The sequence below is a fragment of the Rhodobacter sp. JA431 genome (assembly GCF_900217725.1).
Classification (GTDB): Bacteria; Pseudomonadota; Alphaproteobacteria; order Rhodobacterales; family Rhodobacteraceae; genus Rhodobacter; species Rhodobacter aestuarii.
Map to the genome: position 1 here is coordinate 289,431 of NZ_OBMP01000003.1, position 13,111 is coordinate 302,541.

General features: G+C 62.0%; 14 protein-coding genes. 4 read left to right on the forward strand and 10 right to left on the reverse strand.

Features of this window, described 5'->3' with window-relative positions; translation table 11 throughout:
• Positions 1-60: 60 nt before the first annotated feature.
• Positions 61-2,688 carry a hypothetical protein gene (locus CRO18_RS08235; protein WP_143128615.1) on the reverse strand — a complete coding sequence of 876 codons (2,628 nt, stop codon included), beginning with the start codon at positions 2,686-2,688 and terminating at the stop codon, positions 61-63.
• 168 nt (positions 2,689-2,856) lie between these two features.
• Between CRO18_RS08235 and CRO18_RS08240 the strand changes: the two genes are divergently transcribed.
• Positions 2,857-3,528: a thiamine diphosphokinase gene (locus CRO18_RS08240; RefSeq protein ID WP_097081917.1), complete on the forward strand. Its 672-nt coding sequence runs from the start codon at positions 2,857-2,859 to the stop codon at positions 3,526-3,528.
• Here the strand turns inward: CRO18_RS08240 and CRO18_RS08245 are convergent.
• Positions 3,458-4,390, reverse strand: coding sequence for a DMT family transporter (locus CRO18_RS08245; protein WP_097081767.1), 933 nt, complete (start codon positions 4,388-4,390; stop codon positions 3,458-3,460). The two genes, CRO18_RS08240 and CRO18_RS08245, sit on opposite strands and share 71 nt — an antisense overlap.
• A gap of 128 nt (positions 4,391-4,518) precedes the next feature.
• Between CRO18_RS08245 and CRO18_RS08250 the strand changes: the two genes are divergently transcribed.
• On the forward strand, positions 4,519-5,253 hold the full coding sequence (locus tag CRO18_RS08250; RefSeq protein WP_076485644.1) for an alpha/beta fold hydrolase: 735 nt from the start codon (positions 4,519-4,521) through the stop codon (positions 5,251-5,253).
• 110 nt (positions 5,254-5,363) lie between these two features.
• Positions 5,364-6,071, forward strand: a complete 708-nt coding sequence (locus CRO18_RS08255) for an alpha/beta fold hydrolase (RefSeq protein ID WP_076485643.1) — start codon at positions 5,364-5,366, stop codon at positions 6,069-6,071.
• A gap of 226 nt (positions 6,072-6,297) precedes the next feature.
• Here the strand turns inward: CRO18_RS08255 and CRO18_RS08260 are convergent, their stop codons facing one another.
• The 6 genes from CRO18_RS08260 to cobA form a co-directional block, all read right to left on the reverse strand.
• Entirely contained in the window at positions 6,298-7,104 is an 807-nt protein-coding gene (locus CRO18_RS08260) for a ferredoxin--NADP reductase (RefSeq protein WP_076485741.1), read from the reverse strand.
• A 167-nt stretch (positions 7,105-7,271) separates the two neighbouring features.
• On the reverse strand, positions 7,272-7,667 hold the full coding sequence (locus tag CRO18_RS08265) for a DUF934 domain-containing protein (RefSeq protein ID WP_097081768.1): 396 nt from the start codon (positions 7,665-7,667) through the stop codon (positions 7,272-7,274).
• Positions 7,664-8,416 carry a phosphoadenylyl-sulfate reductase gene (locus CRO18_RS08270; RefSeq protein WP_097081769.1) on the reverse strand — a complete coding sequence of 251 codons (753 nt, stop codon included), beginning with the start codon at positions 8,414-8,416 and terminating at the stop codon, positions 7,664-7,666. The genes CRO18_RS08265 and CRO18_RS08270 overlap by 4 nt, the downstream gene beginning before the upstream one ends.
• The gene (locus CRO18_RS08275) at positions 8,406-10,076 is read right to left on the reverse strand and encodes a nitrite/sulfite reductase (RefSeq protein ID WP_097081770.1); all 1,671 of its coding nucleotides are present in this window, start codon (positions 10,074-10,076) and stop codon (positions 8,406-8,408) included. The genes CRO18_RS08270 and CRO18_RS08275 overlap by 11 nt, the downstream gene beginning before the upstream one ends.
• Positions 10,063-10,380 carry a DUF2849 domain-containing protein gene (locus CRO18_RS08280; RefSeq protein WP_097081771.1) on the reverse strand — a complete coding sequence of 106 codons (318 nt, stop codon included), beginning with the start codon at positions 10,378-10,380 and terminating at the stop codon, positions 10,063-10,065. Before CRO18_RS08280 ends, CRO18_RS08275 begins: the two co-directional genes overlap by 14 nt.
• Positions 10,377-11,132, reverse strand: a complete 756-nt coding sequence (gene cobA, locus CRO18_RS08285; protein ID WP_097081772.1) for a uroporphyrinogen-III C-methyltransferase — start codon at positions 11,130-11,132, stop codon at positions 10,377-10,379. Before cobA ends, CRO18_RS08280 begins: the two co-directional genes overlap by 4 nt.
• A gap of 131 nt (positions 11,133-11,263) precedes the next feature.
• Here cobA and CRO18_RS08290 point away from each other — a divergent pair, with 131 nt between their 5' ends.
• A complete protein-coding gene (locus CRO18_RS08290; protein WP_076485637.1) occupies positions 11,264-11,725 on the forward strand; it encodes an Lrp/AsnC family transcriptional regulator in 462 nt (153 codons plus the stop codon).
• 149 nt (positions 11,726-11,874) lie between these two features.
• Here CRO18_RS08290 and tpiA read toward each other — a convergent pair whose 3' ends face one another.
• Together tpiA and CRO18_RS08300 are read right to left on the reverse strand one after the other, a co-directional pair.
• Positions 11,875-12,618: a triose-phosphate isomerase gene (gene tpiA, locus CRO18_RS08295; RefSeq protein ID WP_097081773.1), complete on the reverse strand. Its 744-nt coding sequence runs from the start codon at positions 12,616-12,618 to the stop codon at positions 11,875-11,877.
• Positions 12,619-12,708: 90 nt separating this feature from the next.
• Positions 12,709-13,068, reverse strand: a complete 360-nt coding sequence (locus tag CRO18_RS08300; RefSeq protein ID WP_076485635.1) for an iron-sulfur cluster assembly accessory protein — start codon at positions 13,066-13,068, stop codon at positions 12,709-12,711.
• Positions 13,069-13,111: the final 43 nt, after the last annotated feature.

Genomic DNA, 13,111 nt, shown 5'->3' on the forward strand with positions numbered 1-13,111 from the left:
AAAACGCGGGGGCCAAGGCTCCCGCGTTTTTCTTTAAGATCATGTGGGTTCTGCCATGCTTTAGGCGCGGCGTTGGTAGAACCGACTTGCCTCGGTAATCGCATATTGGCCGCGTTTGACCTTGGCGATTTTGCCTTGGCGCAGCAGTGTGCCAAAAACCCGCAGCCGGTCTTCGCGGCTGAAGGTCTCTTCTCCGATGGCGGTCACTTTGCGCATGATCTGCGGCGGCGAGAAATGCGGTCGCCCCTCCACCTGCTCGGTATAAGCGGCCGCGGCTTCAAGTAATTCCCCCAATCCCTGCGGGGATCGGCTTTCGGCAAATTCGGCAAAGCTCGTTGCGGCCTCGGCGGAAATGGCTTCGTGTTCAGCGCTGCTTTCCGCGCTTTCCGGTTCAATCTCGCGGTGCAGGCTTGCTGCGGTGATCCGGCGCGGGCGCACGGCTTGCGCGGTGACCGATTCCTCGGGCGTGCTGCGATCCACACGTTGTTCCGAGACCAGAACCAACGGCGCAGGCCGCACTTCAGGGCGTGCGCTTTGCGCCGTAATCCCCTCGGGCCGCTCGGTTTTCGCGGCTGCCACCGGGCGGCGCGGGCGCACCGCGTGGCTCAGGTCTTGGCGGTAGGGTTCGGTTTCATCTGAGCCCTGCTGGCTGTCAGCCCCGGCCTTGCGATCCGCGACCGTGGCGGCGACCGCCGCTTTCAGATGCGCAATGGCCGAGATACGGCGACGATTTTCCGTCACCGCCATTTGCTCATCGGCTTTTTCCAAAAGCCGCGACAAATCCCCTTCCGGCAAGGCACGTTTGTTGGTCGGCGCTTGCGGGGCCTCGCTCGTGGGCTGTTCGGGCGCGGGCGTCACCGGCGTCGGGGCCGCAGCCTCTGGCGCATCGTCCAGATCGCTCTCGTCTTCGTCGAATTCCTCGATAAAGTCTTCTTCGAGATCGTCTTCATAGTCGCTCTCGAGCGCCGCTTCCTCCGCTTCCTCCGCTTGAGCGGCGGGCTCGACTTCGGCCGCCTCAAGCTCGGCGGGTTCAAAGGCCGGTTGCTCTTGCACGGGCGTTTCCGCGACGGTCTCGTCAACGGTTTCGATCGGCGCGGAATCTTCTTCAATCTCGTCTGCTTCGATCGCGTCCAGATTGGTCTGGAGCGAGGTCAGCGTGCCCCAATCTTCGTCATCGGGCAGGTCTTCGGTCAGCGCGGCCAGTTCCGCCAGCAGGGCTTCGTCGGCCTCGTCCGCGGCTTCGACGGGTTCAACCGCGTCTTGTGCCGTTTCTTCGGGGGCCTCATCCAACTGCGCGGCAATCGCGGCCAGCATCGCATCGGCGTCGTCTTCCGCAACCGCTGCCGTTTCGGCCAGTGCTTCTGGCGCTTCCGGTTGGGCGTCTTGCACTGCTTGCGCGATGTCGGAAGCGGCTTCCTCCACCGGCTGGGCGCGGCGCAGTTTGATCACGCGGGCGCGCACCATCGGGCGCGCCGGTTCCACCACCGGGGCTTCGACGGTTTCGGGCTCGGAGGCTTCCGCTTCTAGCTCTTGCGCAGCCTCGGCAATGAGTGCGTCCGGCTCTTCGGAAACGGTTTCAACCGGAGCGTCTTCCGTCACGTCTTCTGCCGGGGCTTCAACCGCCTCGGTGGAAACAAGCGGTGCTTCCTCAAGCTCAGCGGCTTCAGGCTCTTGCGGCGCGTCTGCGGCACTTTCTTCTTGCGCGTCGGCTTCCGATTCCGCTTTTGCGGCTTGCGCTTTTTCGGCCTCAATCTGTGCAAGGCGCGCGGCGCGGCGTTCCGCACGGCGGCGCTGACGAACCTGGCGCATCTCTTCTGCCGCCGCAATCGCGGCTTCTTCGGCAGCTTCTACCTCGGTGATCGTCGCGGCGTCATCATGCGCTTCGGCGGGGGCTTCCGGTGCGGCTTCGGGCGCAATTTCTGCCTCCGGTGCTTCCGCAGGTTCCGGTTCAGGCTCTGTTTCCGGGGCCTTTGCCGATTCCGGTTCTGGCGCCACCTCGGGCTCGGAATGAACTTCAGCCTCAGCCTCGGGCGTCTCGACCTCGCCAATCTCGGCGGTTTCTTCGTCGCTCAGCGGGCCAGAGATATCGAGTGCAAAGCCAAAATCTCCCTCGGCGCTGTCGGCCTCGGGCGCTTCTTGCGGGGCCACAAACCCCGTGGGTTCGGCAATCGCTTCCGGCTCGGCTTCAAACTCCGCAGTTTCCTCAACCGCTTGGCTTGCACGCGCCTGCGCCACGGCGGCGCGGATACGCTGCAGCTTGGCGGCAACCGATTCCGTGACCGGATCATGCGGCATCGCTTCTTCGGCCACAGGATCGGGGCGCGGCACCGGGATCGACACCTGCGTCAGTTGTGGTTGCGGCGCTTCCGGCACCGGTTGGGCAAAGGGCACACGCACGCTCGGCGTGCTGGCCGGCGCTTCCGCGACGGGCGGTTGTGGGGCCTCAAGCTGTGCTTCGGCCTCGCTCGGGCGCAGCACAATGCCGTTTTTCTGGATCTTCGCCTCAACCCGGCGCTGAATCTCGCGCTCGGCGATTTTGTGCAGCATCTCGGCATCCGGCTGCGGTGGTTCCGCGCCGAAATAGCGGTCATCAGCAGCAAGATCGCGGAAATACTCCGCAATCGCCTTCATCGTGTTAAACGGCTGCTCGAACCCCTCAAGGGTGCACGAGAAGGTCCCGTAGGACACGGTGAGAATCTTGCTCGCTCCAACCATCGACCATCGCCTTCTACCAAAACTTCTGGCGTTCACCATGAACGCGTAACTGGTTCTTTCCGGTGAACGAAAAAAGGAAAATCTGTGAAATCTTAGCGATTGCGCTTGAGTTTCCTTGCCTTAATCGTAACCAATCATGCCATGTCCACAAGAATTGTCCAATGCCATGGCGGGGTCACGTTGCTGGGAGGCGGGGCCGTAGACCCAACAGATGTTGCCCTTTGCGCGACAATCACCCCCGATCTGGTCGCCGCCGATGGGGGGGGCGACCGAGCCTTGGCGCTTGGGTGCGCACCTTTGGCGGTGATTGGCGATCTCGACAGCTTGTCTCAAAATGGACGAAGAATTTTGTCCGACCGGTTGATGCCGATTCTCGAACAGGACAGTACGGATTTTGGCAAGTGCCTGCGCCATGTGAAGGCGGACTTCTATCTATGCCTTGGGTTTACGGGGATGCGGCTCGATCACACGCTGGCCGCATTGACCGAACTTGCAGCCCGCCCTGATCAGACAATCTTGCTGATTGCTGAAGATGAGGTGATTTTTCTCGCCCCGCCAAGCCTCACGCTGGATCTTCCCATCGGCACACGGTTTTCGCTTTACCCGATGGGCGCAGCCTCGGGGCGGTCAGAAGGGCTGCGCTGGCCAATTGACGGGCTCGCCTTCACGCCTGCGGGCCGGGTCGGCACCTCAAACGAAGTGACGGGCGTGGTTAAGCTCGAGATGAGCGGGCCAATGTTGGTTATGGTACCAAAGGCGCATCTGGCAGCGGTGCTTTGCGCGCTTTGGCCGCCAGCCGCTCGCGGTGAATGAGGTAAAGCCCCGAACCGGTGATGATTGCTATGCCTACCCAAGTCAGCGCATTGGGGAAATCGCCAAAGACCAGATAGCCAAACAAGGTCGCGGTCAGGATCTCAAAGTAATGCAGCGGCGCAAGCGTTGAAGAGGGGGCAAATTTCAGCGCGTAGCTCATCGACATATGGCTGATGGTCGCGGCAAGCCCGACACAAAAACACCACAGCCAAAAGATGCCGGTGGGGGGGACGAGCTGGAATTGGCCGATCTCGAACGTGCCGCCAAGCGCAAGCACGGGCAGCATCAGCACCACCGCCGCCCAAGCGGTGTGCAATTGCATCGGGATCGGGTGCATATGGCGCGAGAGCGCGCGGGTCAGCAGAATATAAAGCGCAAAGCTGATGGCCGAGCCCAGCGGATAAAGCGCGACAGCCCCAAACCGCGCGAAAGAGGGCTGGATCACGCACAAAACGCCCATGAACCCCACGACCGAGGCTCCAATCCGGCGCGGGCCCACCTCTTCGCCCATAAAGAAATAGCCAATCAGCAAGATGATGAAGGGCTCAACAAAGGCAATGGCGAGCGCATCGGCAATCGGCATGTGCTGGATGGCGGCCACAAAAGTATAAGTTGCGGCAATTGAAACGGCGGCGCGGGCAAACGTCAGCCAAAGCGCGCGGCGGGTCATGCCAAACGGCTGGCCCATCAAAGCGACGATCGGCAGCATCAACAGCATTTGCGCCACATAGCGCCCCAGCGTGACCGTGCCCACCGGCACGCCTTGCGCCGCCAGTTTCGAGGCCACATCAATCAATGGTGCGATGGTGCAAAAGCCAAGCATCAGCATGATGCCGGGCAGGATCCGGTCTTGGTCACTCATGCGCTTGGCGTAACTTGGCCCAAACTTTCCGTCCATCCTGAAAGCGACCGGGGCCCGCGTCGTTTCGCGCGCCTTGAGGTGGGCGGGGCAGGGCGCTAGGCTCGCCCCATGCAACCGCAGGAGTTCCCATGACTGATGTCTTCACCACGCCCGAAGGCCACCGCATCGCCTATAAAAAGCGCGCAGGCTCCGGACCGGGGGTGCTGTTCTTGCATGGGCTGCATTCCGATATGAATGGCGACAAAGCCGAGGCGCTTGATGCTTGGGCGGCAGAAAAGGGCCGGGCGTTTTTGCGCTTTGATTGCTCGGGGCATGGCGAGTCGTCGGAAGCCTATCCTGACACGTCGATTGCCGATTGGTATGCTGATGCCAAAGCGGTGCTGAATGACCTAGCCGAGGGGCCGCAGGTGCTGGTGGGCTCGTCGATGGGCGGCTGGCTTGCGCTGCTTTTGGCGCGCGAATTCCCCGAAAAAGTCGCCGCTTTGGTGACGGTCGCCGCCGCGCCCGACTTTACCGAAGATGGCTATTTCGCTTCTTTCACCGAGGAACAGAAAACGCTCTTGATGGAGCAGGGCTATGTCGATCTGCAATATGGCCCGCAACCCTACCGCATCATGAAGAAATTCATCGTCGATGGGCGCGATCACTTTGTCATGCGCGATCCGCTGCCGCTGAAAATGCCGGTGCGGCTGTTGCAAGGCTCCGAAGATCGCTCGGTTCCGCCGGATTGGGCGGTGAAGCTGTTCCATCATGCCGATGGCCGCAACATTCGGCTCACGATGGTGAAAGGCGCTGATCACCGCTTCTCGGCGCCCGAGAACATCGAGTTGATCAAGGCGACGCTCGACGAAGTGCTCGCCTAAGCTTTCGGATAGGCTGGCCTCGCCTTTGTGCGGAAGGGGATTCCCCTTTCGCGCGGATCGCGCTACCCTGCGACCAAATGCACCAAAGAGTGCAGGTTTGAGGTGAGCGAATGTCTGTTCCGTTGGTTTTTCTGCCGGGATTCATGTGCGATGCGCGTCTGTTCTGGCACCAGATCCTAGAGTTTTCGGCCGATCGCGGGGTGGTCACCGCGCCTTTGCAAGGCGCGACGATCGAGGAAATGGCGTCTGCCGTTTTGGCGATGGCCCCGCCCAAATTCGCGCTTGTGGGCCATTGGCTTGGCGGGCTGGTGGCGATGGAGATTTTGCGTCGCGTGCCCGAGCGCGTCAGCGAAATCGCTTTGATGAATGTCTCGCCCTTGGCCGAGCCGCCTGCGGTGGCGGGGCAGCGCGAGCCGCGGATCATTCGCGCACGCACGGGGCGGCTTGATGAGGTGATGCTCGAAGAAGTGCCCGAAGCGGCGCTTGCCCCCGGCGAAGGGCGGACCGAAGTGCAAGCCATGCTCTTGGATATGGCGGGCACTTTGGGGGCAGAGACCTTCACTCGGCAATCGCGCGCCTTGATGCGCCGCCCCGATCAGCAGCGGGCTTTGCGCAATACGCGGCTGCGCGCGATGCTGATTTGCGGTGAATATGACACGATCTGCCCGCCAAGGCGGCATGAGTTTTTGGCCGAATTGATGCCCCATGCCGAATATCGGCTGATCATGGGGGCGGGGCATCTGAGCCCGCTGGAACAGCCCGTAAAAGTGAGCCGCGCGCTGCGCGATTGGCTCGACGCGCCGCTTTTGCTGCGCTGAGGGCACCAAGCCCGGAATAGCCGCTTTAGCGGCCCGGGCAGCGCTCGACCGCCCCCTCGAGCGGGCGCTTTGCGGCCTTCGCGCGGGGATCGGCGTAGGACGTGCTTGAACCATAAACTGCATCATTCCGGCGATGGACGCCCACCCGGCGGTCAGTCGCTGCCCTGAGCACAACAAAAAAGGCCGCCCCGAAAGGCGACCCTTTATTCCGTAAAGCCCTTTGGCCTTAGATACCTTCGCCGACGAAGGCCTTTTCCACCACGAATTCGCGCGGCTCAGAGTTTGCCCCCTCGCGCAGCCCGTAGCTTTCGAGCACTTTCATCACGTCAACGTTGAACGCGAGCGAGCCGCAGACCATCGCGCGGTCGGTCTCGGGGCACATCGGTTCAATGCCAAGGTCTTCAAACACTTTGCCCGAGGCAAGGTTGTCGGTGATCCGGCCCATGTGATGGAATTCTTCACGGGTGGTGGTCGGGTAGTATTTCAGCTTGCCCTCGACCATTTCGCCGATCAGCGGGTCATCTTGCAGCGCCTCAACCAGTTGGCGGCCGTATTCCAGCTCGGCCACGGTGCGGCAGGTGTGCATCATGATGACTTCGTCAAACTTCTCGTAGGCTTCGGGCTCACGCATCAGCGAGGCAAAAGGCGCAATCCCGGTGCCGGTGGCAAGGAACCACAGCCGTTTGCCCGGCAGCAGCGCATCAATCACCAGCGTGCCCACGGGTTTGGGGCGCAGAATGATTTGATCACCGGGCTGAATGTGTTGCAGCCGCGAGGTCAGCGGGCCGTCTTGCACTTTGATCGAATAGAATTCGAGTTCTTCATCCCACGCGGGCGAGGCAATCGAATAGGCGCGCATGATCGGCTTGCCATTGTCGTCCAGCAGGCCAATCATCACAAACTCACCCGAGCGGAAACGCAGGGTTTGCGGGCGGCTCACCCGGAAGGAAAACAGCGTATCGGTCCAGTGCTTGACCTCGGTCACGGTCTGGGCATCGGGCAGGATTTTGGCGGGCGCAATGGGGGAAGTCACGTTCACGGTCGTCTCGTCTTTCGGGGCCCAAGGGCCAGTGAACAGTCACCGACGGGCGGCGGGCAGGGCTGCTGCGGGCCACGGGTCGGAAAGAAACATGTCTTGCGGATATCATAATTCCGCGGGTCATGCCATCTTTCCGGCAATGGCCCGCGGGAGGCTGCGAGTCAAGCGAGCAGGCTGTCGCAACCCTTAAAACCAAGGCGTTTACGGTAGTCATGGGCCTGCCAATCGGCTCTGGAAAGCCAATCTGCTTCGCTTTGCCGCGCCGCGATCTCGGGAGGAATCTCCACCTCGTCAAAGCCAGCGCGGCGTGCCATCGCATATTGATCGGCAATCAAAGGGCCGCGCGCGCGCAACCGCCCGGTGTAGCCCGCCGCTCGCACAAGGCGGCCCAGCGTGAAGCCCCGGCCATCGGCGAAGCTGTCAAACCGCACCACCACCAGACCGGCACTGGCGATCAGCGTGGCAATTTCGTCGGGCTTTGTGGTGGGGGCAAGCTCGACCGCCAGCCCGTCAAAATCCTCGGTGTGAAAGCCGTCATCGCGGACCAAAACACTCATGCCACTTTCTCCGACTTCTCTGCTTCAAGGCTGCCCGGCCGCACGATGCGCCCATTGACGAAATGGATGCCGCATTCGGTCTTTTCTTGACCGCGCCAGCGGCCCGCGCGCGGGTCTTCGCCCGCCGCGACGGGCGAGGTGCAGGGCGCACAGCCAATCGAAGGGTAGCCGCGCGCCACCAGCGGATGCCGCGGCAGGTCATAGCGGTCCATATAATCGGCAATCTCGGTCCGGCCCCAATGGGCAAGCGGGTTGATCTTCATCCGGGTGGGCGTTTCCACCTCGAAATGGTCAATATCGGCCCGGGTTTGGCCTTGGTAACGCTTGCGCCCGGTCATCCAGCCGTCAAATTCCGCCAAAGCGGCCTCCAGCGGCGCGGTTTTGCGCAGGGCACAGCACGCATCGGTGTCGGTTTTGTGCAGCTTGTTCTCCGGGTCCTGCGCCGCCAGATCCGCCTCAGAGGCACGGATCACCCGCAGGTCTTTCAAGCCAAGTGTTTCGGCCACTTCGCGCTGATAGGCGAGCGTTTCTTCAAAGAGCATCAGCGTATCGACAAACAGCACCGGCGTTTCCGGCGCACGGGTGGCGACCATATGCAGAAGCACAACCGATTCCGCCCCAAAGGACGACACAAGCGCCACCCGCCCGGTATCTGGGTCATTCAGCGTCGCGGCGACCAGCGCCGCCGGGTCATGGCTGCGGTAGCGGTGGTTCAACCCCGCCACACGTTGGGAAAGCTCAAGCCGCATCGCGTACCTCTGCGTAAAGTGCCGCCCGGAAGGGCGCGAGGCCCAGCCGCTTCACGGCATCCAGAAAGGTTTCCTCTGCTCCGTTGCGCAGATCCAGATAGGTGCGCAACAGCCGTTCCAGCGCCGGAACCACTGCCTCATAGGCAAAGCCCGGCCCCATTTTCTCGCCAATCGCGGCGGGGTGCTTTTGGTCACCCTCGTGCCCGCCAATGGTGATCTGGTAGTTTTCTGCGCCTGCACGGTCAAGCCCGAGGATGCCAATATGCCCCAAGTGATGGTGCCCGCAGGCATTGATGCAGCCCGAAATTTTCAAATTCAGCGCGCCGATCTCTTCTTCCAGCCCAAGGGTCTGGAAATGTTGCGCGATTTCTTGCGCAAGCGGGATCGAGCGGGCCGTTGCCAGCGCGCAGTAATCCATGCCGGGGCAGGCGATGATATCACCAAGCCTGCCCATATTTGCCGCAGCCAAACCGGCGCGCAAAAGCGCGGCATGAACGGCGGGCAGGTCTTCACGCGCCACATGCGGCAGCACCACGTTTTGGCTGTGGGTGATGCGCAGCTCGTTATAGCCATACCGCTCTGCAATATCGGCCAGCGCGCGCATCTGCGCGGCAGAGGCATCGCCCGGCTCTTCGCCCGCGACTTTCAGCGCTACGGTGACGCTGGCATGATCGGCGCGCTTGTGGTCCGTCACTGCGCGCGCCGCCCAAGCCGCATAAAGCGGGTCCACCGCGCGGGTGGTGGCGTCAAACTCGGCCAAGTTCTCGCGCAGATCGGGCAGCGCGAATTGCGCAGCGATCTCGGCCAGAAGCGCTTGATCCTCGCCCGTATAGGCGGGGCGGATCTTGGCGAATTGTTCCTCAACCGCCGCGCGGAACGTGTCGATCCCGTGCTCGAACACCGTGATCTTGATACGCGCTTTATATTTATTGTCGCGCCGCCCGATCAGGTTATAGGCCGACAAAATGGCCTCTAAATAAGGCAGGAGCTCCGCTGAGGGGAGGAAGGCGCGAAGCTCCTGCGCGAGCATCGGCGTGCGGCCAAGGCCGCCCCCCACCAACACCCGAAACCCGATTTCGCCGCCTTGCTCGACCAGTTGCAGCCCCACATCATGCGCGGCAATCGCGGCACGGTCCTCGGGCGAGCCGGTGACGGCAATCTTGAACTTGCGCGGCAGGAACTGGAATTCGGCGTGATCAGTGGACCATTGCCGGATCAGTTCCGCATAGGGGCGCGGATCGGCCAGTTCATCGGCACTTGCGCCCGCCAAAGCATCGGCGGTGGTGTTGCGAATGCAGTTGCCCGAGCTTTGGATCGCATGCATCCCCACCTCGGCCATACGGTCGAGAATATCGGGAATGTCAGTCAGCGCGACCCAGTTGAACTGGATGTTTTGGCGCGTGGTGAAATGGCCGTAGCCCCGGTCCCACCGCTCGGCCACCTCGGCCAGAACGCGCATTTGATCGGCAGACAGCGTGCCATAGGGAATGGCGACGCGCAGCATATAAGCGTGCAGTTGCAGATAGACGCCATTCATCAGCCGCAGCGGCTTGAACTCGTCTTCCGTCAGGCTGCCCGACAGGCGGCGCTCTACCTGAGACCGGAATTGCGCATTGCGGTTGCGCAAGAAGGCTTGGTCAAAGTCATTATGCTGATACATGGCGGGCCTCCGCGCGGGCGGTTTGCTTGCTGGGGTGGATCGAGGGGCCTTGCGCGCGGAAGCGTTCGCGCAACGCCACCGGCACCGGGCCATTCGCGCCCGGTTCCACATCGACGAGATAGGCGCCGACCACGACAGTGGCATGACCAATCGCGTCAAGCAGGCGCAATTGCGCCTCGGCTTCATCGGTGATCAGTTCGGCTTGGGTGATGTAACGGCTCCAGCCGCCATTGGAGGTCAGATAGACCGTATGTCCCGCGCGCAGATCATTGGCGGAGACGACTTTTGCATGGGTGCGGCTCATTGGGCGGCTTCCAGAATTTCAGCAGTTTCGGCGGCGCGGGGGGCAAGCCCCCACAAAATCACGGCGGGGCCATCCAGTTGGGCGGCAAGCGCGGGCAGATCGGCCAGCGTGCCCGAAAGGCGGCGTTCTTCGGGGCGCGAGGCGTTTTCAACCAGCGTCACCGGGGTGGTGGGACAGCCGCCATGCATCATCAGGCGGCCCTGAATGAAGCGCGCGGCTTTCTTGCCCATGTAAATCGCGGCCACTGTGCCGGGGCGGGCAAGGCTTGCCCAATCGGCCTCGGCAAAACCATCCGCGCCATGCCCGGTCAGCAGGCGAAACTCACGGTTGCGGCCCCGCTCGGTCAGGCTTTGGTTCAGGCTTGCGGCAGCGGCCGCAGCAGCGGTGATACCGGGCAGCACGGTGTAGGCAATGCCCGCCGCATCCAGCGCATCCAACTCTTCGCCCAAACGCCCGAAAAGCCCCGGATCGCCCGATTTCAGCCGCAGCACATTGCGGCCCGCCTGCGCAAAGCCGACCATCAGCGTTTCAATATGCGATTGCGCCATCGAGGGGCCAAACCCCTCTTTGCCGGTTTCCACGAGCGTCGCTTGCGGGCCAGCGAGCGCCAGAACCTCGGCCGAAACCAGCTTATCATGCAGCACGATATCGGCGCCTTCCAAAGCGCGCGCGACAGCCAGCGTCAAATGCCCCACAGCGCCGGGGCCGGCGCCCGCAAGGGTGACATGTCCGAAGGGGAGGGGATGTGTCATGGCGGTCTCCTTTGGTGGGCAATATAGAAAAATATTCCCCTAAATCGCCAGTATCCCTTGCGAATAAGGAATTTTGTTTCATATCCTTGCGTCGAGGGAAGCAGTTTCCCAAGGAACGGGAGTTTTCGCGAATGGCGGTCCGGCTAGACGAGATGGATCGGAAGATTTTGTTTCAGCTTCAGGAAGATGCGAGCCAATCGCTCGATGAAATCGCGCGCAAGGTGGGCTCTTCGAAGACCCCGGTCTGGAACCGGATTCGCAAGATGAAGGATCTCGGTGTGATCGGGCGGCAGACGGTGCTGCTGGATGCCGAGGCTTTGGGGCTGGAGGCGTGCTTCTTCGTGCTGATCCGCACCTCGGAACATGAGGCGGATTGGCAAAACAAATTCCTCGCCACCCTGCGCGCCCGGCCCGAAGTGTTGGAGGCGCATCGGCTTGCGGGCGAGATCGACTATATCTTGAAAGTGCGGGTCAAAAACGCCCGCGCCTATGACACTTTCTATCAGGCGCTGATCTCAGAGGTGCGGATTTACAACGTCACCGCGCTTTTGAGCATGGAAGAGATCAAATCGACCACAATCTTGCCGGTGTGAAGGGGGGGGCGAAGCTGCCCCCATCCTGCGGGATATTTGCCCCAAGTCGAAAGGGCTGGACAGGAAAAAGGGCGCCTCTCTGAGCGCCCTTTGGCTTCGACTTTGTCGAAATATCTCGGGGGTTTGGGGGCGGAGCCCCTATTTTTCCCCTAGGCCGCGTCAAGTGCTGCGATGATCGCGCCGAAATCGGCGGCTTTCAAGCTCGCACCGCCGACCAAAGCGCCATCCACATTCGAGGTGGCAAAGATTTCGGTCGCGTTCGAGGGTTTGACCGAGCCGCCGTAAAGCAGGCGGATGCCCTCGGCAGCCTCGCCAAAGCGGGCCACCAGTTCGGCGCGCATGAAATCATGCACTTCGGCAATTTGCTCAAGCGTGGGCGTGCGCCCGGTGCCGATCGCCCAAACGGGTTCATAGGCGATCACCGTGTTTTCGCCATTGGCGCCTTCGGGCACCGAGGTATGGAGCTGCTTGCCCACCACCTCGAGCGTGTCGCCCGCATCGCGTTGCGCTTCGGTCTCGCCCACGCAAATCACCGCCACAAGCCCCGCTGCTTTCGCCGCTTCGGCCTTGGCGCAGACCATCGCGCTGCTTTCATCATGGTCCGCACGGCGTTCCGAATGGCCCAAAATCACGTAAGTGGCGCCGCAATCTTTGAGCATTTCGGCGGCCACATCGCCGGTATGCGCGCCCGATTGCTTCATATGGCAATCTTGCCCGCCGACCGCGATTTTACCGCCAGCGGTTTGCGCCATCGCTTCCACCAGCGTGGCGGGCGGGCAGAGCAGAACTTCGGATTTCGGATCGGGATGGGCCGCAATCAGCGCCGTGACCTCGCCAAGGCTTGCCTTGGTGCCATTCATCTTCCAATTGCCTGCGGCCAGTTTCTTGCGCATGCGCCCCTCCGTTAATCAATTCCGGGGCAGATTAGGCCGCTCACGGGCGCGCGCAAGCCGTAAAACGCGCGACCCGGGCTTGCGTTGGGCTCAGCCCTCGGCCGTGTCGCGGAATTTGACGGATTCGCCGCAGCCGCAGCTATCGACCACATTGGGGTTGCGGAACTTAAAACCCGCTTCAAGCAGGCTTTCTTCATAGTCGATCTCGGTGCCAAGCAAGAACATTTGCGCCAGCGGCGCAATCAGCACCCGCGCCGCGCCTTCTTCGACCACAATATCCATCGGGTCGGCTTCGGCCGCGACCTCCATCGTGTATTCCATCCCCGCGCAGCCGCCCTTTTTTACACCAATGCGAAAGCCCGCCGCGCCCTCGCGCGCCATCAGGGCGGCGATTTGGGTGACGGCAGCAGGGGTGAGGGTGACGGGGGCTTGGCCGGGAATGGCGAACATGGGGCGGCTCCTTAGAGCGAAAGCTGTTTTTACAAAGATAGGT